Source organism: Polaromonas sp. YR568 (genome assembly GCF_943369415.1).
Lineage (GTDB): Bacteria > Pseudomonadota > Gammaproteobacteria > Burkholderiales > Burkholderiaceae_C > Polaromonas.
The window spans coordinates 33,909-58,262 of sequence record NZ_CALRNF020000025.1 but is presented as its reverse complement, the minus strand read 5'-3'; the positions used below and the strand labels follow the sequence as shown (position 1 = coordinate 58,262).

Annotated in this window: 19 protein-coding genes and 1 tRNA gene; 14 read left to right on the top strand and 6 right to left on the bottom strand. The window is 63.2% G+C overall.

The features are described from left to right. The first annotated feature begins 94 nt into the window (after positions 1–94). The gene (locus ACLV74_RS16215) at positions 95–1,225 is read left to right on the top strand and encodes a branched-chain amino acid ABC transporter substrate-binding protein (RefSeq protein WP_411880429.1); all 1,131 of its coding nucleotides are present in this window, start codon (positions 95–97) and stop codon (positions 1,223–1,225) included. Positions 1,226–1,387: 162 nt separating this feature from the next. Here the strand turns inward: ACLV74_RS16215 and ACLV74_RS16210 are convergent. The 4 genes from ACLV74_RS16210 to ACLV74_RS16195 all read right to left on the bottom strand — a co-directional run bounded on the left by ACLV74_RS16210 (position 1,388) and on the right by ACLV74_RS16195 (position 3,313). After that, a tRNA-Ser gene (locus ACLV74_RS16210) sits at positions 1,388–1,477 on the bottom strand. Between the two features lie 62 nt (positions 1,478–1,539). Then, a complete protein-coding gene (locus ACLV74_RS16205) occupies positions 1,540–1,914 on the bottom strand; it encodes a DUF2237 family protein (RefSeq protein ID WP_411880428.1) in 375 nt (124 codons plus the stop codon). A 44-nt stretch (positions 1,915–1,958) separates the two neighbouring features. Next, a complete protein-coding gene (locus tag ACLV74_RS16200; RefSeq protein WP_411880427.1) occupies positions 1,959–2,876 on the bottom strand; it encodes an SPFH domain-containing protein in 918 nt (305 codons plus the stop codon). Positions 2,877–2,887: 11 nt separating this feature from the next. Next, positions 2,888–3,313 carry an NfeD family protein gene (locus tag ACLV74_RS16195; protein ID WP_411880426.1) on the bottom strand — a complete coding sequence of 142 codons (426 nt, stop codon included), beginning with the start codon at positions 3,311–3,313 and terminating at the stop codon, positions 2,888–2,890. Between the two features lie 201 nt (positions 3,314–3,514). On the opposite strand from ACLV74_RS16195, the gene ACLV74_RS16190 reads away from it, so the two are divergent. Next, the gene (locus ACLV74_RS16190) at positions 3,515–5,812 is read left to right on the top strand and encodes an Orn/Lys/Arg decarboxylase N-terminal domain-containing protein (RefSeq protein WP_411880425.1); all 2,298 of its coding nucleotides are present in this window, start codon (positions 3,515–3,517) and stop codon (positions 5,810–5,812) included. A 54-nt stretch (positions 5,813–5,866) separates the two neighbouring features. Here ACLV74_RS16190 and ACLV74_RS16185 read toward each other — a convergent pair whose 3' ends face one another. Continuing rightward, on the bottom strand, positions 5,867–6,811 hold the full coding sequence (locus ACLV74_RS16185) for a DNA ligase (protein WP_411880424.1): 945 nt from the start codon (positions 6,809–6,811) through the stop codon (positions 5,867–5,869). Between the two features lie 125 nt (positions 6,812–6,936). Here ACLV74_RS16185 and ACLV74_RS16180 point away from each other — a divergent pair, with 125 nt between their 5' ends. After that, the gene (locus ACLV74_RS16180) at positions 6,937–7,722 is read left to right on the top strand and encodes a GNAT family N-acetyltransferase (RefSeq protein ID WP_411880423.1); all 786 of its coding nucleotides are present in this window, start codon (positions 6,937–6,939) and stop codon (positions 7,720–7,722) included. Here ACLV74_RS16180 and fabI read toward each other — a convergent pair. Beyond that, positions 7,719–8,537: an enoyl-ACP reductase FabI gene (gene fabI / locus ACLV74_RS16175; protein WP_411880422.1), complete on the bottom strand. Its 819-nt coding sequence runs from the start codon at positions 8,535–8,537 to the stop codon at positions 7,719–7,721. The genes ACLV74_RS16180 and fabI overlap by 4 nt on opposite strands. A 95-nt stretch (positions 8,538–8,632) precedes the next feature. Between fabI and ACLV74_RS16170 the strand changes: the two genes are divergently transcribed. From ACLV74_RS16170 to ACLV74_RS16120, 11 genes are all read left to right on the top strand, one after another. Beyond that, on the top strand, positions 8,633–10,435 hold the full coding sequence (locus ACLV74_RS16170) for an extracellular solute-binding protein (RefSeq protein WP_411880421.1): 1,803 nt from the start codon (positions 8,633–8,635) through the stop codon (positions 10,433–10,435). A gap of 190 nt (positions 10,436–10,625) precedes the next feature. After that, a complete protein-coding gene (locus ACLV74_RS16165) occupies positions 10,626–11,654 on the top strand; it encodes a microcin C ABC transporter permease YejB (protein WP_411880420.1) in 1,029 nt (342 codons plus the stop codon). Beyond that, the gene (locus tag ACLV74_RS16160; protein WP_411880419.1) at positions 11,620–12,783 is read left to right on the top strand and encodes an ABC transporter permease; all 1,164 of its coding nucleotides are present in this window, start codon (positions 11,620–11,622) and stop codon (positions 12,781–12,783) included. Before ACLV74_RS16165 ends, ACLV74_RS16160 begins: the two co-directional genes overlap by 35 nt. Beyond that, positions 12,780–14,384, top strand: a complete 1,605-nt coding sequence (locus ACLV74_RS16155) for an ABC transporter ATP-binding protein (RefSeq protein WP_411880418.1) — start codon at positions 12,780–12,782, stop codon at positions 14,382–14,384. Before ACLV74_RS16160 ends, ACLV74_RS16155 begins: the two co-directional genes overlap by 4 nt. 360 nt (positions 14,385–14,744) lie before the next feature. Further along, entirely contained in the window at positions 14,745–15,332 is a 588-nt protein-coding gene (rimP, locus tag ACLV74_RS16150) for a ribosome maturation factor RimP (protein ID WP_411880417.1), read from the top strand. 33 nt (positions 15,333–15,365) lie between these two features. Continuing rightward, on the top strand, positions 15,366–16,892 hold the full coding sequence (gene nusA / locus ACLV74_RS16145; protein ID WP_411880416.1) for a transcription termination factor NusA: 1,527 nt from the start codon (positions 15,366–15,368) through the stop codon (positions 16,890–16,892). Between the two features lie 27 nt (positions 16,893–16,919). After that, positions 16,920–19,820 carry a translation initiation factor IF-2 gene (gene infB / locus ACLV74_RS16140; protein WP_411880415.1) on the top strand — a complete coding sequence of 967 codons (2,901 nt, stop codon included), beginning with the start codon at positions 16,920–16,922 and terminating at the stop codon, positions 19,818–19,820. A gap of 66 nt (positions 19,821–19,886) precedes the next feature. Beyond that, on the top strand, positions 19,887–20,255 hold the full coding sequence (gene rbfA, locus ACLV74_RS16135; RefSeq protein ID WP_411880414.1) for a 30S ribosome-binding factor RbfA: 369 nt from the start codon (positions 19,887–19,889) through the stop codon (positions 20,253–20,255). Positions 20,256–20,345: 90 nt separating this feature from the next. After that, on the top strand, positions 20,346–21,392 hold the full coding sequence (truB, locus tag ACLV74_RS16130) for a tRNA pseudouridine(55) synthase TruB (protein ID WP_411880413.1): 1,047 nt from the start codon (positions 20,346–20,348) through the stop codon (positions 21,390–21,392). 57 nt (positions 21,393–21,449) lie between these two features. After that, positions 21,450–23,273 carry a translational GTPase TypA gene (gene typA, locus ACLV74_RS16125; RefSeq protein WP_411880412.1) on the top strand — a complete coding sequence of 608 codons (1,824 nt, stop codon included), beginning with the start codon at positions 21,450–21,452 and terminating at the stop codon, positions 23,271–23,273. A gap of 202 nt (positions 23,274–23,475) precedes the next feature. Next, positions 23,476–24,351 (top strand): DMT family transporter, encoded by an 876-nt coding sequence (locus ACLV74_RS16120; RefSeq protein WP_411880411.1) that lies wholly within the window; start codon positions 23,476–23,478, stop codon positions 24,349–24,351. Positions 24,352–24,354: the final 3 nt, after the last annotated feature.

The following is a 24,354-nucleotide window of genomic DNA, read 5'->3' as shown; positions in this document are numbered from 1 at the left end:
GGTGCGGGCCCGGAAATTGCGTTATGTTCGGCCCCGTTGAGTAAAAAAATTCGTTCTCAACCTTTAACGGTAATTTCCTAATCGGAGTGTTTTTATGCAAATGAAATTAAAACTGACAGTAGTGGCTGCTCTCGCTGCGGTGGCGGGTTTTGCTTCTGCCCAAGACGCAGTCGTCAAAATCGGTCACGTGGCGCCGCTGTCCGGCTCGCAAGCCCATTACGGCAAAGACAATGAAAACGGCGTGCGCATGGCCATCGAAGACCTGAACGCGCAAAACGTGGTCATCGGCGGCAAGAAGGTCAAGTTTGAAATTGTTGCTGAAGATGACGCTGCTGATCCAAAACAGGGCACGGCGGCCGCACAAAAACTGTGCGACTCCAAAGTCGCCGGCGTGGTCGGCCACCTGAATTCCGGCACGACGATTCCTGCTTCCAAGGTTTACAACGATTGCGGCATTCCCCACGTCACGGGCGCTGCAACCAACCCCAACCTGACCAAGCCCGGCTACAAGACCACCTACCGCATCATCGCCAACGACAACGCCCTTGGCGCCGGCCTGGCTTTCTATGCTGCCGACACGCTGAAGCTCAAGAAAGTCGCCATCATTGACGACCGTACCGCTTACGGCCAGGGCGTCGCTGAAGTGTTCAAGAAAACGGCCCTGGCAAAAGGCATGACCGTTGTCGACGAGCAATTCACCACCGACAAAGCCACCGACTTCATGGCCATCCTGACCGCCATCAAGGCCAAGGCGCCTGACGCGATCTTCTTCGGCGGCATGGACCCACAAGGCGGCCCCATGCTGCGCCAGATGGAACAGCTCGGCATGAGCAACGTCAAGTACTTCGGCGGCGACGGCATCTGCACCGCAGAGCTGGCCAAGCTGACCGCAGGCGCCAAGACCATCGGCAACGTGGTTTGCGCTGAAGGCGGTGCATCGCTGGCAAAAATGCCAGGCGGCGAAGCCTGGAAAAAGCGTTACGACGCCAAGTACCCCAACCAGTTCCAGGTTTACAGCCCGTACACCTATGACGCTACCTTCGTTCTGGTCGACGCCATGAAGCGCGCCGGTTCGTGGGATCCAAAGGTCTACACCGCCAAGCTGCCTGAAACCAACTTCAAGGGCGTGACCACCACGATCGCTTTTGAATCCAATGGCGAGTTGAAGAACCCCGCCATCACCCTGTACGTCTACAAAGACGGCAAGAAGTCCGCCCTGAACTGATCGTTCACCGCGAACAAAAAAGCCACCGCAAGGTGGCTTTTTTTTTGCCCGGCACGCACCGAGGTCCAAACCGGAAAATGGAGCGGGCACAAAAAAGCCCAGACTGGCTGGGCTTTCAGGAGTTTTTGCCACCGTGTGGAAACTCACGGCAACTTGACTATTTGGCGGAAGAGGCGGGATTCGAACCCGCGGTAGGTTTAACCCTACGCACGCTTTCCAGGCGTGTGACTTAAACCGCTCATCCACCCTTCCGCGAAGCCTTTGATTATAGCAGTGCCTCGGCCTGTGCGGCCGGGCTTGTGGCAAATACGCTGCTAATGCAGGGCGCCCAGGAAGCGGTGCTTTTCCAGTTGAGCCAGCGTAACGAATTCCAGAGCCTTGCTGTGCGTCGATTCCAGGATCACGGGCGGCGCGAAGCCGGCTTCCAGCGCTTCCCGCCAGCGGTTGGCGCACAGGCACCAGCGGTTGCCCGGCTTGAGCCCCGCAAAGCGGTGGGCGGGGCGGGGTGTGCTCAGGTCATTGCCGTGCAAGGCGGAAAACGCCAGAAATTCCGCGGTTACCCGCACGCAGACCAGGTGGGAGCCGAGGTCCGAGGCATCGGTGTTGCAGCAGCCGTCGCGGAAATAGCCGGTGAGCGGGTCATAGGAGCAGGGCACCAGGTCGGTGCCCAGGACGTTCTTGGCAGTCATGGCTTTATTTTGGGCCTATACAGACGGCAAATCCGCATTCCGCATTACACCTTGTTGGCCTGCACCATTTTCATGGCCGAGCTGATGAGGGAGCCGACCTCCGTCATGTTGCTGGGCACGATCAGGGTGGTCTTGGCGTCCTTGGCCACCTTGGAGTAGGCGTCCACCGCTTGCTGGGCGACCTTGAGCTGCACGGCCTGCTCGCCGCCGGGCTGGCGGATGGCGGCGGCCACCAGCTCGATGGCTTTGGCATTGGCGTCGGCGACGGCCATGATGGCGGCCGCTTCGCCCTGGGCGTTGTTGATGGCGGCCAGCTTTTCGCCTTCCGAGCGGGCGATGAAGGCCTCGCGCTCACCGGTGGCGATGTTGATCTGTTCCTGGCGGCGGCCTTCCGAGGCCGCGATCAGTGCGCGTTTTTCGCGTTCGGCGGTGATCTGCGACTGCATGGCGTGCAGGATTTCTTTGGGAGGCGTCAAATCCTTGATTTCATAGCGCAACACCTTCACGCCCCAGTTCAGGGCCGCCTCGTCGATGGCGGCGACGACCTGTGCGTTGATGATGTCGCGCTCTTCAAAGGTCTTGTCGAGCTCCAGTTTGCCGATGACGGAGCGCAGCGAGGTCTGGGCCAGCTGCGTGACGGCCACGATGTAGTTGGACGAGCCGTAGCTGGCGCGCATCGGGTCGGTCACCTGGAAATACAGGATGCCGTCCACCTGCAACTGGGTGTTGTCGCGCGTGATGCAAACCTGGCTGGGCACGTCCAGCGGGATTTCCTTGAGGCTGTGTTTGTAGGCGACGCGGTCCACAAAAGGAATCAGCCAGTTCAGGCCGGGCGTCAGGGTTCCCGCATATTTGCCCAGGCGTTCCTTGACCCAGGCGTTCTGCTGGGGTACGACCTTGATGGCGCGGATGACGAAGATCATCGCGACGATAAAAACGATAAGTGCTACATAAGACGACATGCTGATTTCCCTCAGATTTTTTCCACGACCAATTTACTGCCAATGACTTCCCTGATCCGGTGGGCGCCTGCGGAAGGCGTTCCGCCGGCCGCCTGCACAACCGCCCATTGCGCGCCACGGTAGCGCACAAGCGCCGTGCCGTCCGCCTGCCAGTCGTCGACCTGTACCGTTTCGCCGACGTCCATGTTGACGTCCGGGTTGGTTCCCGCCGGCAGGGCTTCGGGCCGCCGGCCCCGGATGAGATGAGTAAGGCCCACGGTAGCCGAACCCACGATGGCCGCCGTAACGAGTTGCATGGCCGTTGATGCGCCCAAATGGGCGGAAATTGCGGCGGCCGCCAGGCCCACTGCAATCATCAGCAGGTAAAAGGTGCCGGTTACCAGTTCCACCGCGACGGCCGCGCCGGCCAGCAGCCACCAGATCGTCGATTCACTCATGCGTCCTCCTTTTGTCGGTCATCCGCTACATTTTGGGGCAATTAGACCCCAGGACAAGCGTAGCGCAACAATATGTCCTTACACTTCGCTGCTTGGAAAAAGCTTCCTATCACCGCTCGGGCTCAACCTGTCTATGCCCTTTGAGCGTTTGCCATGCCCTCCGACAGGTTCAGGGCACCCCCACCAACTGCTGCCCACGCCATGAAATTCCGCTTTCCCATCGTCATCATTGACGAAGACTTCCGTTCCGAAAATACCTCCGGGCTGGGCATACGCGCGCTGGCGCAAGCCATCGAAAGCGAAGGCTTCGAGGTATTGGGCGTCACCAGCTACGGCGACCTCTCGCAGTTCGCCCAACAGCAAAGCCGGGCCAGCGCCTTCATCCTGTCGATCGACGACGAAGAGTTCACACCGGGCCCGGACCTGGACCCGGCGGTGCTGAACCTGCGCAACTTCATTGAAGAAGTGCGCCGCAAGAACCTGGACGTGCCGATCTACGTCTACGGCGAGACCAAAACCTCGCGCCACATCCCGAACGACATCCTGCGCGAACTGCACGGCTTCATCCACATGTTCGAGGACACGCCCGAGTTCGTGGCGCGCCACATCCTTCGCGAGGCCAAGAGCTACCTCGAAGGCGTGCAGCCGCCGTTCTTCAAGGCCCTGCTGGACTACGCCGAGGACGGCTCCTATTCCTGGCACTGCCCCGGCCATTCGGGTGGCGTCGCCTTCCTCAAAAGCCCGGTCGGCCAGATGTTCCACCAATTTTTCGGCGAAAACATGCTGCGCGCCGACGTCTGCAACGCCGTGGAAGAGCTTGGCCAGCTGCTGGACCACGATGGCGCGATCGGCGCCAGCGAGCGCAACGCCGCGCGCATCTTCAATGCCGACCACTGCTTCTTCGTGACCAATGGCACCTCCACCAGCAACAAAATCGTGTGGCACCACACGGTGGCGCCCGGCGACGTGGTGGTGGTCGACCGCAACTGCCACAAGTCCATCCTGCACGCCATCATCATGACGGGGGCGATCCCGGTGTTCCTGAAGCCCACACGCAACCACTTCGGCATCATCGGCCCGATTCCGCAAAGCGAGTTCGAGCCCGAGGCCATCAAGGCCAAGATACGCGCCAACCCGCTGCTCGAAGGCGTCGACGCGGACACCGTCAAGCCGCGCGTGCTGACGCTCACGCAGTCGACCTACGACGGCGTGCTCTACAACACCGAAACCATCAAGGGCATGCTCGACGGCTACGTCGACAACCTGCACTTTGACGAGGCCTGGCTGCCGCACGCGGCCTTCCACCCGTTCTACGGCAGCTACCACGCCATGGGCAAGAGCCGCATCAGGCCGAAAAACGCCGTGGTCTACGCCACGCAGTCCATCCACAAGCTGCTGGCCGGCATCAGCCAGGCCAGCCACGTGCTGGTGCAGGACTCGCAGAACACCAAGCTCGACAGGCACCTCTTCAACGAGGCCTACCTGATGCACACCTCCACCTCGCCGCAGTACAGCATCATCGCCAGCTGCGACGTGGCCGCCGCCATGATGGAGCCGCCCGGCGGCACGGCGCTGGTCGAGGAAAGCATCGCCGAAGCGCTGGATTTCCGCCGCGCCATGCGCAAAATCGACCAGGAATACGGCGCCGACTGGTGGTTCAAGGTCTGGGGGCCGGACAAGCTGGTCGAAGAGGGCATAGGCGAGTCGCAGGACTGGATCATCAAGGGCGAGTCGCGCAGCGCCAAGACGGCGAAAAACGGCGCCAACAACTGGCACGGCTTCGGCCAGATGGCCACCGGCTTCAACATGCTGGACCCGATCAAGTCCACCATCGTCACCCCAGGCCTCGACCTGAACGGCAAGTTCGCGAAGACCGGCATCCCGGCCAGCATCGTGACCAAGTTTTTGGCCGAGCACGGTGTGATCGTCGAGAAAACCGGCCTCTACAGCTTCTTCATCATGTTCACCATCGGCATCACCAAGGGCCGCTGGAACACGCTGCTGACGGCGCTGCAGCAGTTCAAGGACGACTACGACAAGAACCAGCCGATGTGGCGCATCCTGCCCGAGTTCTGCCAGAAGTACCCCAAGTACGAGCGCATGGGCCTGGCCGACCTGTGCCAGCACATCCACACGCTGTATGCCAAGTACGACATCGCGCGGCTGACGACCGAGGTCTACCTGAGCGACCTGGCGCCTGCCATGAAGCCCAGCGACGCCTATGCCCACATCGCCCACCGCACGACGGAACGGGTCGAGATTGACCACCTGGAAGGCCGCATCACCGTGGGCCTGGTCACGCCATACCCGCCGGGCATCCCGCTGCTGATCCCGGGCGAAGTGTTCAACAAGCGCATCGTGGACTACCTGAAATTCTCGCGCGAGTTCAACGCGCAGTGCCCGGGTTTTGAAACCGACATCCACGGCCTGGTGGAAGAAGTCGATGCCAAGGGCAAAACCCGCTACTACGCCGACTGCGTCAAGAAACAGGTCGCTTAGGCGCAGCAGCGCGGGCGCCCGGGCCGGCGTGCCGGGCAAGCTGCGTTAAACGCGTTAAAGCGTGTCGTCCCGCACCCGCATGAAGGTGGCAAAGCGCGGAATGCCGCTGTCGTTCAGCCCGCGAAAGCGGTAAGTGACGGTGCTGCCCACGGGCGGCGGGTTTTGCCGCAGTTCGTCGCTGAGGCCGCTGCCCAGCTTGAAGCGCTGCCCGGCCTTGCCGGCCGTGCCCGGAATTTCCACCAGCAGCGCGCCCACCATGCCCGCGTATTTCCCCTGGCCGGGAATGTGCGCCACCACGCGGGCTTCGTTGTCTTCATGCGGCTTGGCCTTGAGCAGGTCGTCGCTGCGCTGGCCTTTGTAAAGGGAGGCCCCGCGGTGCAGCATCAGGCCTTCGCCGCCCTGTTTGACGGTGGCAGCCATCAAGGCCTGCAAGGCGCCATGGCTCGGCACTTTGGACTGCGCCACCGCCTGCACCCAGGGCTGGTCGATGCGGCTGACCAGCCCGTTGAGCGCCGGAATCCGTTCGCTGAAGATGCCGCCCTGGGCGGGCAGGTCGAACACCATAAAACGCATGGCCCGCCAGGCTGCCGCGTCCGGGCTTTGCTGGCGCACGGTGGATACTGCCCGCGCAAACTGGCCGTGGCCCGCCCAGAGTTCGCCATCCATGGGCACCTTGGGCCAGCCCGCCGTGAACCAGGCCGGCGCGGCGATGCGTTCCCCGTTGCGGGTCAGCAGCTTTTCACCGTCCCAATAGCCGCGTACGCCGTCGTATTTTTCGCTGACCCAGTAGTCGCGCACGGCGACGCCCGGGTGATAGACCTTGGCGAGCATCAATTGCGGCGCCTGCGGGGCGGCCGATACCGCCAGGGCCGACGCGGGCAGGGCGGGCGTCAAGAGGCCGGCGAAGACGAGCAGCAGATGAAGCGCCTTCAGGCGAAAGCATGTGGCGGGTGCTGAGACCCTGGAAGGGTTGGTACGGTGGATGGGCCGGCTTGTCATGGTTTGTTTTTGATCTGATTTTGACTGTATAAATGTACAGTCTAAAGTCCTCTGTCGGGTGGCGCAAGGGTTGGCGAGTCGTCCCTGGAGAATATTGAATAATCTGCAACACCCTATACCCCCACATGCAAGCCGTGCGCCATGGCTTCTCCATCCTGATGAATGCATTCATGACCCCCAGCGATATCGAATCCATAGAGCGCTCCACCCTGGCCGCAGTGTCTCCCGAAGCCGTTGAAGAATTCCAGGGCTGGCTTTTACCTTTTGACGGCGGCACCGTCAGCCGCGCCCACAGTGCCGTGCCCTTGCGCCACGCGCCATTTGACGCCGTCATGGTCGACCGGATCGAGGCGCGCTACCAGGGGCGCGGCCTGCGCGCGGTGTTCCGGCTGGCCAACGAAGCCTGCTTTGACGGCTTGCGCCAGGAACTGGCGGGGCGCGGTTACCAGGCCGGCAAACCGGTGCTGGTCCAGGTGGCGACTGCCAAGGCCATGCGTGAAACCTCAACCCTGACACCCGCGCAAACCGCTGATACGCCCGATGCGGCGTGGGCGGCCTTGTTTCTGGCTGAAGGCTTCGACCCCGTGGACGGCGCCAGCCGGGTCAAGGCCCTGAGCCGCGCCCAGGGATCGGTTTATGCCAGCGTGCGCGAAAACGGCAAGACCGTGGCGGCGGGCGCCGGCGCCTTCAGCCATGGCTGGGCCAGCGTGCACGGCATGCGCACCGACCAGGCCTTCCGGGGCAGGGGGCTGGCCGGGCGTGTGCTGGCGGGGATTGCTGAGGTCGCGCTGCGGCGCGGCATCGACCGGGTATTTTTGCAGGTCGAAGACGTCAACGCCCCGGCGCTGGCGCTGTACCGCCGCGCCGGTTTTGAGACCGCCTGGAGTTACGACTACTGGCGCAAGGCTTAAGCTGCGGCGCCGGCTTCAGCCGGCTCGGCGATGCCGCCCACGACGTGGCTGAAGCCGCCATCGACATAGGTGATCTCGGCGCTCACGCCGCCGGCCAGGTCGCTCAGCAGGAAGGCGGCGACGTTGCCGACGTCCTCAATCGTCACGTTGCGGCGAATCGGCGAGGCCTCGGCCACCACGCTCAGGATCTTGCCGAAGCCCTTGATGCCGCTGGCGGCCAGGGTCTTGATGGGGCCGGCGCTGATGCCGTTGACGCGCATGCCTTTGGGGCCCAGCGACTCGGCCAGGTAACGCACCGAGGCTTCCAGGCTGGCTTTGGCCAGGCCCATGGTGTTGTAGTTGGGCACGGTGCGCACCGCGCCCAGGTAGGTCAGGGTCAGCAGGGCGGATTTTTTGTTCAGGTAGGGCAGGGCGGCCTTGGCCATGGCCGGGAAGCTGTAGGCGCTGATGTCGTGGGCGATCTTGAAGCCTTCGCGCGACAGGCCTTCGAGGAAGTCGCCGGCAATCGCCTCGCGCGGCGCGTAGCCGATGCTGTGCACAAAGCCGTCAAAGGTCGGCCAGGTCTTGGAAAGGTCGGTGAACATTTTTTCGATCTGGGCGTCATCGCCCACGTCGCAGTCAAAAATCAGCGTCGAGCCGAAGTCGGCGGCGAATTCCGTGATGCGTTCCTTGAAGCGCTCGCCCACGTAGCCGAAGGCCAGCTCGGCGCCCTGCGCATGGCAGGCCTTGGCGATGCCGTAAGCGATGGAGCGGTTGGACAGCACGCCCGTGATCAACAGTTTTTTGCCAGTGAGGAATCCGGTGTGTGTCGCCATGCAGGTGCTCCAGTGAATGTGCTGAGGGTTGCCGGCAATGGCGCGGCATCTGCGCGCCGGAAATTTTGCCGACTCAAGTAGTGCAGAATTGTCGCATGCGAAGTTTGCTGGTCTGGGCCCTGCTGGGCGTTTCATTGCCGTCATGGGCCGCGCACGGCTACGCGCTGTGGGGCGACCTCAAATACCCGGCGGGGTTTGCCCATTTCGATTACGTCAACGCGGCGGCGCCCAAGGGCGGGGAATTGCGCCTGGTCAGCAACCTGCGGTATTCGACTTTCGACAAATACAACCCCTTCACCATCAAGGGCTCGGCGCCGGCCTACCTGTCGGAGTTCATGTTCGAGTCGCTGCTGGCGGGGGCCATGGACGAAACCGCTTCGGGCTACGGCCTGCTGGCCGAGGACGTGGATGTCACCCCCGACGGGCTGGCAGCCACCTTCCGCCTGCGCAAGGAAGCGCGTTTTCACAACGGCGACCCGGTGCTGGCGGCCGACGTCAAGCACAGCTTCGACATCCTGATGGGCCCGCACACCTCGCCGGCCTACAAGAGCCTGCTCGAAGACGTCGCAGCCTGCGAGGTTCTCGATGAGCGCACGGTGCGCTTTCGGTTCAAGAAGCCCAACCGCGAACTGCCGCTGACCGTGGGCGGCCTGCCCGTGTTCAGCCGCAAGTGGGGCATGGACGCCGCCGGGAAGGCCAAGCCTTTCAACGAGGTCGTGACGGACATACCGATAGGCAGCGGGCCCTACCGCATAGGCCCGGTGATCTTCGGCCGGGACATCACCTATGTGCGCGACAAGGCTTATTGGGGCGAAAAGCTCAATGTCCGGGTCGGCACCGAGAATTTCGACAGCGTCACGGTCAAGATCTACAAGGACAACACGGCCCGGCTGGAGGCGCTCAAGGCCGGCGAATTCGACATCATGCGTTTCTTCTCGGCCGGCGACTGGGCCCGGCGCCTGACCGGCAAGCGCTTTGACAGCGGCGAACTGGTCAAGGGCGAGTTCAAGCACAGCCTGCCCACGGGTTTCCAGAGCTATGTGCTCAATACCCGGCGCGAAAAACTCAAGGACCCGCGCGTGCGCGAGGCGCTGGGCCTGGCGATCGACTATGAATGGATGAACCGCCAGCTGTTCTACAACGCCTACCAGCGCGTGACCGGCCTTTTCGGCAACACCGATTGCCAGGCCACCGGCCTGCCGGCGCCCGCGGAACTGGCCCTGATGGAGCCGTGGCGCAAGCAGATTCCCGCGGCGGCCTTCGGCCCGATGTACGTGCCGGCGCGCACCGACGGCAATTCCTCGCTGCGCGCCAACCTGCGGCGCGCCCAGGCCCTGCTCAAGGAAGCCGGCTGGGAGGTCCGTGACGGCAAGCTGCGCAATGCCAAGGGCGAAGCCATGGTGCTGGAATACCTGGACAGCAACGAGGGCGGCGTGCGCACGATATCGCCCTGGATGCGCGCCCTCGAAAAGCTCGGCATCCAGCTCAATTTCCGCCAGGTGGATTTCGCGCTCTACCAGCAGCGCCTGGACAAGTTCGAGTTCGACATCGTCTCCATCGCCTATGGCGGCACCAACAACCCGGGCCAGGAGTTCACCGACCTGTTCGGCAGCAAGGCCGCGGAGACGGAGAGCTCGGGCAATTTCAGCGGCGCCGCCAATCCCGCCATTGATGCCATGATCACAAAGATGACCAGCGCCAAAACCAAGGCCGAACTGCTGCCGGCCTGCCATGCGCTGGAGCGCATCGTGGCGCACAGCCATTATTTGTTGCCGGAGTGGACGGCCGGCACCCACCGCGTGGTCTACAACGCGCGCCGGCTGGCCATGCCGGGCCAGATGCCGCCCTATGCGCCCGGCGAGACCTGGATCATCAATACCTGGTGGAAGAAACAATGAACACCCCCGTCGGATGCTCGCTTCGCGTAAGACTTCCGTGGTGCGGCCAGAGGCCTTCCTCTTCGGAACGTCCAAGCCTGCACTGGCAGGCTCGGAGCCGCGTTCCTCAGCCCCTTGCAGGGGGCGGCGCCTGCGGCCTGGCAAAGCCAGTTCCGCGGCGCCTGCTGGGTTTACGCTTCTCCAATTGACTATGTTTTCCTACATCCTCAAACGCTGCCTTTTGATGATCCCGACCCTGCTCGGCGTGTTGCTGATCACCTTTGTGGTGACGCAGTTCGTGCCGGGCGGCCCGGTCGAGCAGTACCTGGCCGAAGCCAAGGCCGGCGCCGGCCGCGGCGCGGAGGGCGGCGGCCTGAGCTACCGGGGCGGGCAGGGCGTGGACCCGAAACGCGTCGAGCAGATCAAGGCGCTTTACGGTTTCGACAAGCCGGCGCCCGAGCGCTTCTACCTGATGCTCAAGCAGTTTTTGACCTTTGACCTGGGCAAGAGCTTTTTCCAGAACAAGGACGTCTGGCAACTGATCAAGGAAAAGCTGCCTGTCTCCATCAGCCTGGGGCTGTGGACTTTTTTCATCAGCTACGGCGTGGCCGTGCCGCTGGGCGTTGCCAAGGCGGTGCGCGCCGGCTCTCGGTTCGATTTCGTCACGACGCTGCTGGTGCTGGCCGGCTATGCGATTCCCGGTTTTGTGCTGGGCGTTGCGCTGCTGGTGATTTTCGGCGGCCAGCTGCAATGGTTCCCGCTACGCGGGTTGACCTCGTCCAACTGGGAGACCCTGAGCTGGGGCGCCCGTATCACCGACTATCTCTGGCACATCACCTTGCCGGTCACGGCCATGGTGCTGGGCAGTTTTGCCGTGACGTCCATGCTCACAAAAAACGCCTTCCTGGAGGAAATCCGCAAGCAGTACGTGCTGACGGCACGCGCCAAAGGCCTGGGCGAGCGCCAGGTGCTCTGGAAGCATGTTTTTCGCAATGCGCTGATTCCCATCATCACCGGCTTTCCGGCGGCCTTTATCGGCGCGTTTTTCACCGGCTCGTTGCTCATTGAAACGCTGTTTTCGCTCGACGGCCTGGGCCTGCTCGGCTACGAAAGCATCATCCGGCGCGACTACCCGGTGGTGTTGGGCACCTTGTACCTGTTTACCTTGATCGGCCTGGTGACCAAGCTGATTTCCGATTTGTCTTATGTCTGGGTGGATCCGCGTGTCAAGTTCGACTAACCCCCCCGAAGCGGCCTCCAGCCGCCTCCCCCCCAGGGGGGCGCCGCCTGCGGACGGGCAAAGCCCGATCCGCGACGGCACTGGCGAAAACCCGCCCGTTGCTGTCAGCCTCAGCCCAAGCCGCCGGGCCTGGAGGCGGTTCCGGCGCAACAAGCTCGGCTTCTACAGCCTGGTGTTGTTTTGCACGCTGGTGGTGCTCAGCCTGTGCGCCGAGCTGGTCTCGAACGACAGGCCGCTACTGGTGCGCTATGAGGGCAGCTATTACTTCCCCATGGTCAAGGACTACAGCGAAAAAACCTTTGGTGGCGATTTCGACACGACCACCGACTACCTGGACCCCTACATCCGGGAGCGGCTGGCGCGCGGCGGCAATTTCGCGTTCTACACGCTCAATCCTTATGGGCCCAATACGCTCAATTACTTTGCGAAGGAACCCAATCCCTCAAAACCGACCCGCGACAACCTGCTGGGCACCGACGACCGCGGTCGCGACCTGCTGGCCCAGCTGATTTACGGATTCCGGGTCAGCGTGCTGTTCGCGCTGGCGCTGACGGTGACCGGCGTCCTGCTGGGCATGTTGACGGGCGCCGTCCAGGGCTTTTTCGGCGGCAAGACCGATTTGCTGTTCCAGCGCTTCATCGAAATCTGGGGCTCCATGCCCGAGCTCTATTTATTGATCATCTTCAGCGCCATCTTTGCGCCCAGCGTAGCCTTGCTACTGATCCTGCTGAGCCTGTTCGGCTGGATGGGGCTGTCGGACTATGTGCGGGCCGAATTCCTGCGAAACCGGCAGATGGATTACGTGCGGGCGGCCAGGGCCCTGGGCGTCAGCAATCTGCAGATCATGTGGCGGCACATCCTGCCCAACAGCCTGACCCCGGTGGTGACCTTTTTGCCTTTCCGCATGAGCGGCGCCATTCTCGCGCTCACCTCGCTCGACTTTTTGGGCCTGGGCGTGCCGCCCGGCACGCCTTCGCTGGGAGAGCTGCTGTCCCAAGGCAAGAACAGCATCGATGCCTGGTGGATTTCCCTGTCGACTTTTGCGGTGCTGGTGATGACCTTGCTGTTGCTGACTTTCATGGGCGACGCCCTGCGCGATGCGATGGACCCGCGGAAGGCCGATCTATGACGAAAAACCTTCTGGACGTGAAAGGCCTGCGCGTCTCCTTCGGCGGCAAGGCGGTCGTTCACGGTGTCGATTTTTCCATTGCGCCCGGCGAAAAGCTCGCCCTGGTCGGCGAGTCCGGCTCGGGCAAGACCGTCACCGCCCTGAGTTTGCTGGGCCTGGCGCAGAACGCGCGGGTAGCCGGGGCGGCGGATTTTTCCGGAAGCCGGGGCACTGTTGATTTGTTGGCTTTGACTGAGCAGCAGCTGCGTGGCATTCGCGGCGAAGAGATCGCCATGATCTTCCAGGAGCCCATGACGGCGCTCAATCCGCTCTACAGCGTCGGCGACCAGATCGCCGAGGTGCTGGAACTGCACAAAGGACAGACCCGCGAGGAGGCCATGCAGGGCGCCATCCAGCTGCTGGCCGACACCGGCATCCCCGAACCCGAACGCCGCGCCAAGGCCTTCCCCCACCAGCTTTCGGGCGGGCAGCGGCAGCGCGCCATGATCGCGATGGCGCTGGCCTGCCAGCCCCGGCTGCTGCTGGCCGACGAGCCCACCACGGCACTGGACGTCACCCTGCGCGGCCAGATGCTGGACTTGCTGGGCGAGTTGCAACGGCGCAACGGCATGGCCGTGCTGCTGATCACCCACGACCTCAACCTGGTGCGCAAGTTCGCCGACCGGGTGGCGGTGATGGAAAACGGCCGCATCGTGGAGCAGGGCAGCGTGGCGGAGGTGTTTGCCCGGCCCCAGCACCCCTACACCCGCAAACTGATCGACAGCAAGCCGCAGCGCGACGGGCTGGCGGTGGCAGATGCCATGGCGGATGCGGCGGTCACGATGAAAGCGGACGGGCTGCGCGTGGCCTATCCGGTGCCCATTCCCGGTATCCGGGGCTGGTTCCGGCACGCTGAATTTGTGGCGGTGAAAAACGCTGGTTTCCAGATCCCCGCCGGCCGGACGCTGGGCGTGATTGGTGAGTCGGGTTCGGGCAAGTCCACCCTGGCGCTGGCCAGCCTGGGCTTGCTGCCTTTTTCGGGGCAACTGCAGGCCGCCGGCCAGGCCTGGGGCCGGGAAGCGGCGCGCAACAAGGCGATTCGCCGCGCGGTCCAGGTGGTGTTCCAGGACCCGTTTTCCTCGCTGTCGCCGCGCATGACCGTCGAAGCCATCGTGGAGGAGGGCTTGCGCGTGCACGAGCCCACCCTGGCTTCCGCCGGCCGGCGGGAGCGCGCCCTGCAGGCGCTGGCCGACGTTGGCATGACCGAGGCCCAGTTTCCGGGCCTGCTGCAGCGCTACCCGCATGAGTTTTCCGGCGGCCAGCGCCAGCGCCTGGCGATTGCCCGGGCGCTCATCGTCAACCCGAGCCTGCTGGTGCTGGACGAGCCGACCAGCGCGCTGGACGTCACCATCCAGAAGCAGGTGCTGGGCCTGCTGCAAAGATTGCAGCGCGAGCGCGGCCTCAGTTATCTGCTGATCACGCACGACGTGGACGTGATCCGCGCCATGGCCCATGAGGTCATGGTGATGAAGGACGGCGACGTCCTGGAGTCCGGATCGCTCAGCGAGGTGCTCGATTCGCCGCGGCATCCGTACACCAAAATCCTGGTAACGGCTGCTTGAGGGATTTAAGAAATTACTTTAAATTCAGTAAAAATGATTATGAATTTAAAGGAATTTTCCGTCCAATTGGATTCGAATATTGAAAATCAGCACGCCACGCCCATCTTTGTTCTCTACCTGTAAATCCATATGCGGCTTGGCTGTCCAGGCTGCGGCGGCGTGATGAGAATGGGGCTATAGCGGCGGCCCTCAGCGGGTTTCCAACACCGTCTCTCGTTTCAGGCACGGAAATTGTTTGCATCGAGGGGCGCAGCGCGTTACAATAAGCGCTTCACGACCAAATGGGCGGGTTTTCACCGCCCATTTTTTTTGGGCGTTTGTTTTTGAATATCGATTTTTAAAGCGGGTTTTAGAGACTGAATGGCATTGCAAGAGACGATTGAGCAAACTGTGACGGGACTGGGCTATGAGCTGGTCGAGATCGAGCGGACCGGCGGCGGTTTGCTGCGTGTCACGATCGACATGCCTTATGTCCAGGGCGCCGAGCAGTTCATCAATGCCGAAGACTGCGAAAAAGTCACCCGCCAGCTGCAGTTCGTGCTGGAAGTCGAGGGCGCCGAGTACGCCCGGCTGGAGGTCTCATCCCCCGGCATCGACAGGCCCCTGCGCAATGAAAAGGATTTTGAGCGTTTTGCCGGCGAACTGGTCGACATCACGCTGAAGGCGCCGATCGGCGTGACGGCCAGCGCCGGCTCCACCGTGGCGGCCAGCCGCAAGAAATTCCGCGGCACGCTGGAGCGCGCCGAGGCCGGCTGGCAGATCGTCTGGAGCGACGAGCCCGCCGTCAAACCCGGCCAGAAGGTCAGCAAGAAGAAGATACCCGCACCGCTGCAGGCGCTGGGTTTCACGCTCGACGAGATTCACCAGGCGCGTCTGGCGCCCGTGGTGGACTTCAAGGGGCGTAAACCCAAGGCAGCCCCCGGTGCCGGTCCCTCCACAGAGAATTAAATTTCAAGAAATGAAGAAAGGCAGGCTTGTGAAATGAATCGCGAACTGTTGATGTTGGTTGATGCCATCTCGCGTGAAAAAAATGTGGAACGCGACGTCGTTTTCGGCGCCGTCGAGCTCGCGCTCGCCTCGGCCACCAAAAAGGTGTACGAAGGCGAAGTGGACATCCGCGTGGCCGTCGACCGTGACAGCGGCAATTACGAGACCTTCCGCCGCTGGCTGGTGGTTCCCGACGAAGCCGGCCTGCAAAACCCTGAAGCCGAAGAACTGGTCAGCGATGCGCGCGACGAAATCGCCGACATCGAAGAAGGCGACTACATCGAAAAGCCGGTTGAAAGCCTGCCTATCGGCCGTATCGGCGCGCAAGCCGCCAAGCAGGTCATCCTGCAGAAAATCCGTGATGCCGAGCGTGAAATGCTGCTCAACGACTTCATGTCGCGCGGCGACAAGATTTTTGTCGGCACCGTCAAGCGCATGGACAAGGGCGACATCATCGTCGAATCGGGCCGCGTCGAAGGGCGCCTGCGCCGCAGCGACATGATCCCCAAGGAAAACCTGCGCTCCGGCGACCGCGTGCGCGCCATGATCATGGAAGTGGACACGACCCTGCGCGGCGCCCCCATCATCCTCTCGCGCACCGCGCCCGAGTACATGATCGAGCTGTTCCGCCAGGAAGTGCCTGAAATCGAGCAGGGCCTGCTGGAGATCAAATCCTGCGCCCGTGACCCCGGTTCGCGCGCCAAGATCGCCGTGCTGTCGCACGACAAGCGCGTCGACCCGATCGGCACCTGCGTCGGCGTGCGCGGTACCCGCGTCAACGGCGTGACCAATGAGCTCGCCGGCGAACGCGTCGACATCGTGCTCTGGAGCGAAGACCCGGCCCAGTTCGTCATCGGCGCGCTGGCCCCGGCCAACGTGTCCTCCATCGTGGTTGATGAAGAGCGCCACGCCATGGACGTCGTCGTCGATGAGGAAAACCTGGCGATTTCGATCGGCCGCGGCGGCCAGAACGTGCGCCTTGCCGCCGAGCTGACCGGCTGGAAGATCAATATCATGACGGCCGACGAGTCCGCCCAGAAGCAGGCCAGCGAAACCGACACCAGCCGCAAGTTGTTCATGGAAAAGCTCGACGTGGACGAGGAAATCGCCGACATCCTGATCTCCGAAGGCTTCACCAGCCTGGAAGAGGTGGCCTATGTGCCGCTGCAGGAAATGCTCGAAATCGAGTCCTTCGACGAGGACACCGTCACCGAACTGCGCACCCGCGCCAAAGACGCACTCCTCACGATGGAAATCGCCAAGGAAGAAAATGCCGAAGGCGTTTCGCAGAACCTGCGCGACGTCGAAGGCCTCACGCCAGAGCTGATCGCCAAACTGACCGAAGCGGGCATTACCACCCGCGACGACCTGGCCGACCTGGCTGTGGACGAACTCACCGATATCACCGGCCAGTCTGCGGACGAAGCCAAAGCCCTGATCATGACCGCTCGCGCGCATTGGTTTACCGATGAGCCCGCTGCCGCTGACACCCCTGCACCCGCAGCGGCCCAAGAGCAATGATCATGGAGGCCAGCAGGAAAACAACATATGTCCAGTACCACTACCGTCGCTGAATTCGCAGCTGAACTCAATAAATCCCCCGCCACGCTGATCGAGCAATTGACCAGCGCGGGTGTCGCCAAGGCGCAAGCCAGCGACCCCCTGTCCGAGGCGGACAAGCAAAAGCTCCTGGGCTATTTGCAGGCCAGCCATGGCACCGTCACGGCCGAGCGCAAGAAAATCACGCTGGTGAAGAAATCCACCAGTGAAATCAAGCAGGCCGACGCCACCGGCAAGGCACGCACCATCCAGGTGGAAGTCCGCAAAAAACGCACCTTCGTCAAACGCGACGACGGCTCGGACCTGCCCGCCGAAGAAGTGCAGCCTGAAGTCGCCGCACCGCCGCCGGCGCCCGTCGTCGACGACGCCGAGCTGATCCGCCGCGAGGAAGAAGCCAGCCGCCACGCCGAGCTGCTGCGCCGCCAGGAGCAGGAACTCGCCGAAAAACGCCGCCTGCGCGAAGAGCAGGATGCGAAAGATGCCGCCCGCGAACAGGAACGCCTGGCCGCCGAGCAGACCGCCCAGGCGGAAGCTGCCGCCGCCGATGCCGCGAAGAAGGCCAAGCCGGCCGCCGGCAAGGCCAAGGAACCCGCCGCGCCTACGGCCGCTGCCGCCAAGGCCGCCGAAACCGCCGCCGCCGAGCAGGTCACCAAAGCGGCTGACGCAGCAGCAGCAGCCGCCGCCGCCAAGGCCAAGGCCACCGCTGAATTCCAGGCCGACGCCGCCAAGGCGCAGGAACTGCAGGAACGCCGCCGCAAGGCCGAAGCCGAAGCCGCGGGCATTCGCGCCATGATGTCCGCGCCCAAGCGCGTGCTGGTGCCGCATGTCGACCCCAAGGCCGCCATCAAGGGCACGCTGCACAAACCGGCCGCCGTGCCGGGCGCGGCCGCCAAGCCGGGCGCTCCCGCCGTCGCGGGCGCACCGGGCGCAGCCGGCAAGAAGGAAGTCAAGTCGGAGAACCTGTCTTCGACCTGGAAGGACGACGCCGCCAAGAAAAAGGGCATTCCAAGCCGTGGCGCGCCTGTCGTGCCCGGACGCGGCAATTTCCGCAGCGGCCCGCGCGGCCGACGCAGCAACGACCGCGAGGCACGCCCGGAGTCCAACTTCGTGGCGCCGACCGAGTTCAAGGTCATTGAAGTGCATGTGCCCGAAACCATCACCGTGGCGGAACTGGCGCACAAGATGAGCGTCAAGTCTTCCGAGGTGATCAAGCACCTGATGAAGCTCGGCCAGATGGTCACCATCAACCAGCCGCTGGACCAGGACACCGCCATGATCGTGGTGGAAGAAATGGGCCACAAGGCGGTGACGGCTTCGCTGGACGATCCGGAAGCCTTTGCCGACGAAGATGTGCAAGGCCAGCAGGCCGAACTGCTGCCGCGCGCGCCTGTCGTGACCGTCATGGGCCACGTCGACCACGGCAAGACCTCGCTGCTCGATTACATCCGCCGCGCCAAGGTGGCCTCCGGTGAAGCCGGCGGCATTACCCAGCACATCGGCGCCTACCACGTGGAAACCCCGCGCGGCATGGTGTCCTTCCTGGATACCCCGGGCCACGAGGCGTTCACCGCCATGCGTGCCCGCGGCGCCCAGGCGACCGACATCGTCATCCTGGTGGTGGCGGCCGACGACGGCGTCATGCCGCAGACCAAGGAAGCCATCAAGCATGCCAAGGCAGCCGGCGTTCCCATCGTCGTGGCCATCAACAAGATCGACAAACCGGGCATCAACCTGGAACGGGTCAAGGGCGAACTGGTCACCGAAGAAGTGATTCCCGAAGAGTTCGGCGGCGACGTTCCCTTTGTCGGCGTTTCGGCCCATACCGGCGCCGGTGTCGATGCCCTGCTCGAGCAGGTGCTGCTGCAGGCCGAAGTGCTTGAACTCAAGGCACCGGTGGATGCGCTGGCCAAGGGCCTGGTGATCGAAGCCCGCCTCGACAAGGGCCGCGGCCCCGTGGCGACCGTCCTGATCCAGGCCGGCACGCTCAAGGCCGGCGACGTGGTGCTGGCCGGTTCGACCTACGGCCGCGTGCGCGCCATGCTGGACGAAAACGGCAAGCCGATCAAAACGGCGGGTCCGTCCATTCCGGTGGAAATCCAGGGCCTGACGGAAGTGCCGCAGGCCGGCGATGAATTCATGGTCATGCTCGATGAGCGCCGAGCCCGTGAAATCTCCACCTACCGCGCCGGCAAGTTCCGCAATACCAAGCTGGCCAAGCAACAGGCCGCCAAGCTGGAGAACATGTTCTCCGACATAGGCGCCGGCGAAGTCAAGATGCTGCCCATCATCATCAAGGCCGACGTGCAGGGTTCCCAGGAAGCGCTGTCCCAGTCGCTGCTCAAGCTCTCGACCGACGAGGTCAAGGTCCAGCTGGTGTACTCCGGTGTCGGCGGTATTTCCGAGTCGGACGTCAACCTGGCCATCGCCTCCAAGGCCGTGGTGATCGGGTTCAACACCCGCGCCGACGCCCAGGCCCGCAAGCAGGCCGAGAACAACGGCGTGGACATTCGTTACTACAACATCATTTATGACGCTGTGGACGAACTGCGCGCCGCGATGTCGGGCATGCTGACGCCGGACAAGAAGGAAGAAGTCATCGGCAATGCCGAGATTCGCCAGGTGTTCAAGGTCAGCAAGATCGGCTCGATCGCCGGCTGTATGGTCACCGCCGGTGTGGTTCGCCGCACGGCGCGCCTGCGCTTGCTGCGCGAAAACGTGGTCATCTTCACGGGTGAACTCGACTCGCTCAAGCGTTTCAAGGACGACGCCAAGGAAGTCAAGGAAGGCTTCGAGTGCGGCTTGAACATCAAGAACTACAACGATATCCAGGTTGGCGACATCCTGGAGTTCTTTGAAATCAGGGAAGTGGCCAGAACGCTGGAAGCCTGAACAACGTGAGCCCGCCCGCAGCCCAGGCTGCCGGGCTTCACGCCAAAGGCCTCAACACTTTTTGACATGCGCAAAAAATCCACCACCCCCAACCGCGGTTTTCGCGTTGCTGACCAGATCCAGCGCGATCTGACGGAGCTGATCGCGCGCGAGCTGAAAGACCCGCGGGTCGGGATGGTGACCATCCAGGCCGTCGAGGTGACGGCCGACTACGCGCACGCCAAGGTGTTTTTCAGCGTGCTGATCGGCGACCCGAAAGAGTGCGAGGAAGCGCTCAACCAGGCCGCCGGTTTCCTGCGCAACGGCCTGTTCAAGCGGCTGATGACGCACACGGTGCCGACCCTGCATTTCCATTTCGACCGCACGACCGAACGCGCGGCCGACATGAACGCCTTGATTGCCAAGGCGGTCTCTTCCCGCGCGCACGACGACTGAGTTCGCGCCGTTCCCCTTGATGACAGGTTCAGGGACAACGGTGCCAACGAAGCGCCCGGGTTGTCCCGTGCGCCGAACCTGTCGGAATTTATGACGCAAACATCTTCTCATCGCCAGAAAATCCAGCGACGTCCCGTGCACGGCGTGTTGCTGCTCGACAAGCCGCTGGGCCTGTCGAGCAACCAGGCCTTGCAGAAGGCCAAATGGCTGCTGCGCGCCGACAAGGCCGGCCACACCGGCACGCTGGATCCGCTGGCCACCGGCGTGCTGCCGCTGTGTTTCGGCGCCGCCACCAAGTTCAGCCAGATCCAGCTCGATGCCGACAAGACCTATGAAGCCGTCCTGTTGCTGGGCCAGAAGACCAGCACGGCGGACGCCGAAGGCGACGTGATCGAAACCCGGCCCGTGCCTGAGATCACGCCGGCCCTGTTGCAGGACCTGACGGCGCGTTTTACCGGCCCGCTGGCGCAGGTTCCGCCCATGTACTCCGCGCTCAAGAAAGACGGCAAGGCGCTGTACGAATACGCCCGCAAGGGCCAGGAAGTGGAGCGCGAAGCCCGCCACATCACCATCTTCAAACTCGAGATGGCCGTGGTCCGCGACGAACGCGCGCCGGCCGCCATCAAGATCACCGTGAGCTGCAGCAAGGGCACCTACATCCGCACATTGGGCGAAGACATCGGCGAGGCCATAGGCTGCGGCGCGCACCTGGGTTCGCTCAGGCGCCTCGAAACCGGCGGCTTCACGGCGCGGCAATGCGTGAGCCTGCCGGCGCTGGAAGCCATGACCGAGCCTGAGCGCGAGGCCTGCCTGCTGGCCCCCCAGACGCTGGTGTCCGCGTACCCGTCTGTCACATTGGACGCCGACAATGCAGGGCGGTTTTTAAGCGGCCTGCGCCGCCGCGGCCAACCCGGCCAGTGGGGCGCCGATGCACCGCTGGTGCAGGTTTACGGCCCCGCGGCGAATGCAGGGCAGGGCGGCGATGCGCCGGCCTTCCTGGGCTCGGCCCACATCACGGCCGACGAATTGATACCGCAGCGCCTGCTGAGCCCGATCGAGATCCAGGACATCCTGGCAGCCGCGCAGAGTTCCGGCCACGCCGTGCCCACGGGTGCGGCGGCCCTTGTTCACCATTAACAGTTTTGACAGTTTTTTTGCCAGTTTTGACGTTTTAAAGTTCCCAGAAAGCCAACCATGAGCCACAAACAGATCCGCAATATCGCCATCATCGCCCACGTTGACCATGGCAAAACCACCATGGTCGACCAGCTGCTGCGCCAGTCCGGCACCTTCGCCGAGCACGAAAAAGTGGTCGATACCGTGATGGACAACAACGCCATCGAAAAAGAACGTGGCATCACCATCCTGGCCAAGAACTGTGCCGTGACCTGGGAAGGCACGCACATCAACATCGTCGACACCCCGGGCCACGCCGACTTCGGCGGTGAAGTGGAGCGCGCGCTGTCCATGGTCGACGGCGTGGTGCTGCTGATCGACGCGCAGGAAGGCCCCATGCCCCAGACGCGTTTTGTGACCAAGAAGGCGCTGGCCCTGGGCCTCAAGCCCATCGTGGTGGTCAACAAGGTCGACAAGCCGGGCGCCAACCCCGACAAGGTCGTCAACGCCGCTTTCGACCTGTTCGACAAGCTGGGCGCGACCGACGAGCAACTCGACTTCCCGGTGGTCTACGCCTCCGGCATCAACGGCTGGTCTTCGCTCGAAGAAGGCCCGCCCAACGAACAGTGGGGTCCCGACATGTCGGCCCTGTTCAACACCATCCTCAAGCACGTCCCGTCCCAGAATGGTGACCCTGCAGCACCGCTGCAACTGCAGATTTCCGCACTCGACTTCTCCACCTTCGTGGGCCGCATCGGCGTGGGCCGTATCAGCCAGGGCACCATCAAGCCCATGATGGACGTCGTGGTGATGGAAGGCCCGGACGGCAAGGCCGTCAAGGGCCGTATCAACCAGGTGCTGACCTTCCAGGGCCTGGAGCGCGTGCAAGCCACCGAAGCCGGTCCCGGCGAGATCGTGCTGATCAACGGCCTGACCGACATCGGCATCGGCGTGACCATCACCGACCCGGCCAACCCCGCGCCGCTGCCCATGCTCAAGGTCGACGAGCCGACGCTGACCATGAATTTCTGCGTCAACACCAGCCCGCTGGCCGGCCGCGAAGGCAAGTTCGTCACCAGCCGCCAGATCTGGGACCGCCTGCAAAAAGAGCTGCAGCACAACGTGGCTTTGCGCGTCAAGGAAACCGACGAAGAAGGCATTTTTGAAGTCATGGGCCGCGGCGAACTGCACCTGACCATCCTGCTGGAAAACATGCGCCGTGAAGGCTATGAACTGGCCGTGTCCAAGCCGCGCGTGGTGTTCAAGGACGTCGACGGCGTGCGCCACGAGCCTATCGAGCTGGTCACCGCCGACATCGAAGACCAGCACCAGGGCGGCGTGATGCAGGCACTGGGCGAGCGCAAGGGTGAACTCGTGAACATGGAGCCGGACGGCCGCGGCCGTGTGCGCCTTGAGTACCGCATCCCTGCGCGCGGTCTGATCGGCTTTACCAATGAATTCCTGAATCTGACGCGCGGTTCGGGCCTGATTTCCAACATCTTTGACGGCTACGAGCCGCACAAGGGCGACATCGGCGGCCGCAAGAACGGCGTGCTGATTTCCATGGACGACGGTGAAATCTTCACCTACGCCCTAGGCAAGCTGGACGACCGCGGCCGCATGTTCGTGCGCGCCAACGACCCGGTGTATGAAGGCATGATCGTCGGCATCCACAGCCGCGACAACGACCTGGTGGTCAACGCCACGCGCACCAAGCAGTTGACCAACTTCCGCGTCAGCGGCAAGGAAGACGCGATCAAGATCACGCCGCCGATTGAATGCACGCTGGAATACGGCGTGGAATTCATCGAGGACGACGAACTGGTCGAAATCACGCCCAAGTCCATCCGCCTGCGCAAGCGCCACCTGAAAGAAAGCGACCGCAAGCGCGCTGGAAGGTAAGCCCCCACGCTTTTCACTTCGCCTTCGGCTCCGTGTAATGCGCTGACCCCCGAGGGGGACGCTGCGCCTGCGGCCCGGCAAAGCCGGGTCCGCGGCCCCTGCTGGTGACGGGAGAGGAAGCGCCAGGTAACAAGGCCGCTGTGTGTGCAAGCTCCAGCGGCCTTTTTTATATTCGCATGCCAGCCTGATTGATTGCCCACCCATGAAACTCACGCATTCCCGCGCCGTCTTCCTGATGATCCTGGTGACCATGATGTGGTCGATTGCCGGTGTCGTGACCCGCCACCTGGAGTCGGCGCGCAGCTTTGAGGTCACCTTCTGGCGCAGCTTTTTCACGGTGGTGTCGCTGCTGGTCATCCTGCCGTTTTTCCAGGGCAGGGCGGTGTTCACCAAGATACGCAACGGCGGGGCCGCGTTCTGGCTGTCGGGCATCTGCTGGGCCGTGATGTTCACGGCCTTTATGGTCGCGCTCACGCTGACCACGGTGGCCAATGTGCTGGTGACCATGGCGGTCAGCCCTTTCATTACGGCTTTGCTGGCCCGTGTCTTTATCGGCCACAAAATCCCCGCGCGAACCTGGTTGGCCATTGCCATGGCGGGAGCCGGCATTGCCTGGATGTACGGCGGGCAGATGGACCTTTCCAGCCACATAGGCGGAACCCTGGTGGCCCTGATGGTGCCGATCGCCAGCGCCAGCAACTGGACGGTGGTGCAGCACAGCCGCGCCCACGGCAAAAACATCGACCTGGTGCCCGCGGTGCTGCTGGGCGCGGTGATTTCGACGCTCGCAACCTTGCCGCTGTCGCTGCCGTTTTCCGCCACGGCGCACGACGTCGGCCTGCTGGCCTTGCTGGGCCTGGTGCAACTGGCGATTCCCTGCGTGCTGTCGGTGATGTGCGCCGGCGTGCTCAAGGCGCCGGAAGTCGCGCTGCTGGCGCTGCTGGAGGTGATTTTCGGGATCTTGCTGGCCTGGGTCGGCGCGGGCGAGGCACCCGGCGCGAGCGTGCTGACCGGCGGTGCGCTGGTGATTGGCGCGCTGGTGGTCAATGAACTGATTGGATGGAGACAACGCGCATGAGCA

Bases quoted from the DNA above. Each gene is read 5' to 3' on its own strand.
- ACLV74_RS16195 (WP_411880426.1), bottom strand. From the start codon at position 3,313: ATGAGTGAATCGACGATCTGGTGGCTGCTGGCCGGCGCGGCCGTCGCG.
- ACLV74_RS16215 (WP_411880429.1), top strand. From the start codon at position 95: ATGCAAATGAAATTAAAACTGACAGTAGTGGCTGCTCTCGCTGCGGTG.
- ACLV74_RS16205 (WP_411880428.1), bottom strand. From the start codon at position 1,914: ATGACTGCCAAGAACGTCCTGGGCACCGACCTGGTGCCCTGCTCCTAT.
- fabI (WP_411880422.1), bottom strand. From the start codon at position 8,537: ATGGCGACACACACCGGATTCCTCACTGGCAAAAAACTGTTGATCACG.
- ACLV74_RS16190 (WP_411880425.1), top strand. From the start codon at position 3,515: ATGAAATTCCGCTTTCCCATCGTCATCATTGACGAAGACTTCCGTTCC.
- rimP (WP_411880417.1), top strand. From the start codon at position 14,745: ATGGCATTGCAAGAGACGATTGAGCAAACTGTGACGGGACTGGGCTAT.
- ACLV74_RS16160 (WP_411880419.1), top strand. From the start codon at position 11,620: ATGTCTGGGTGGATCCGCGTGTCAAGTTCGACTAACCCCCCCGAAGCG.
- infB (WP_411880415.1), top strand. From the start codon at position 16,920: ATGTCCAGTACCACTACCGTCGCTGAATTCGCAGCTGAACTCAATAAA.
- typA (WP_411880412.1), top strand. From the start codon at position 21,450: ATGAGCCACAAACAGATCCGCAATATCGCCATCATCGCCCACGTTGAC.
- ACLV74_RS16120 (WP_411880411.1), top strand. From the start codon at position 23,476: ATGAAACTCACGCATTCCCGCGCCGTCTTCCTGATGATCCTGGTGACC.
- truB (WP_411880413.1), top strand. From the start codon at position 20,346: ATGACGCAAACATCTTCTCATCGCCAGAAAATCCAGCGACGTCCCGTG.
- ACLV74_RS16170 (WP_411880421.1), top strand. From the start codon at position 8,633: ATGCGAAGTTTGCTGGTCTGGGCCCTGCTGGGCGTTTCATTGCCGTCA.
- ACLV74_RS16200 (WP_411880427.1), bottom strand. From the start codon at position 2,876: ATGTCGTCTTATGTAGCACTTATCGTTTTTATCGTCGCGATGATCTTC.
- ACLV74_RS16180 (WP_411880423.1), top strand. From the start codon at position 6,937: ATGCAAGCCGTGCGCCATGGCTTCTCCATCCTGATGAATGCATTCATG.
- nusA (WP_411880416.1), top strand. From the start codon at position 15,366: ATGAATCGCGAACTGTTGATGTTGGTTGATGCCATCTCGCGTGAAAAA.
- ACLV74_RS16185 (WP_411880424.1), bottom strand. From the start codon at position 6,811: ATGACAAGCCGGCCCATCCACCGTACCAACCCTTCCAGGGTCTCAGCA.
- rbfA (WP_411880414.1), top strand. From the start codon at position 19,887: ATGCGCAAAAAATCCACCACCCCCAACCGCGGTTTTCGCGTTGCTGAC.
- ACLV74_RS16155 (WP_411880418.1), top strand. From the start codon at position 12,780: ATGACGAAAAACCTTCTGGACGTGAAAGGCCTGCGCGTCTCCTTCGGC.
- ACLV74_RS16165 (WP_411880420.1), top strand. From the start codon at position 10,626: ATGTTTTCCTACATCCTCAAACGCTGCCTTTTGATGATCCCGACCCTG.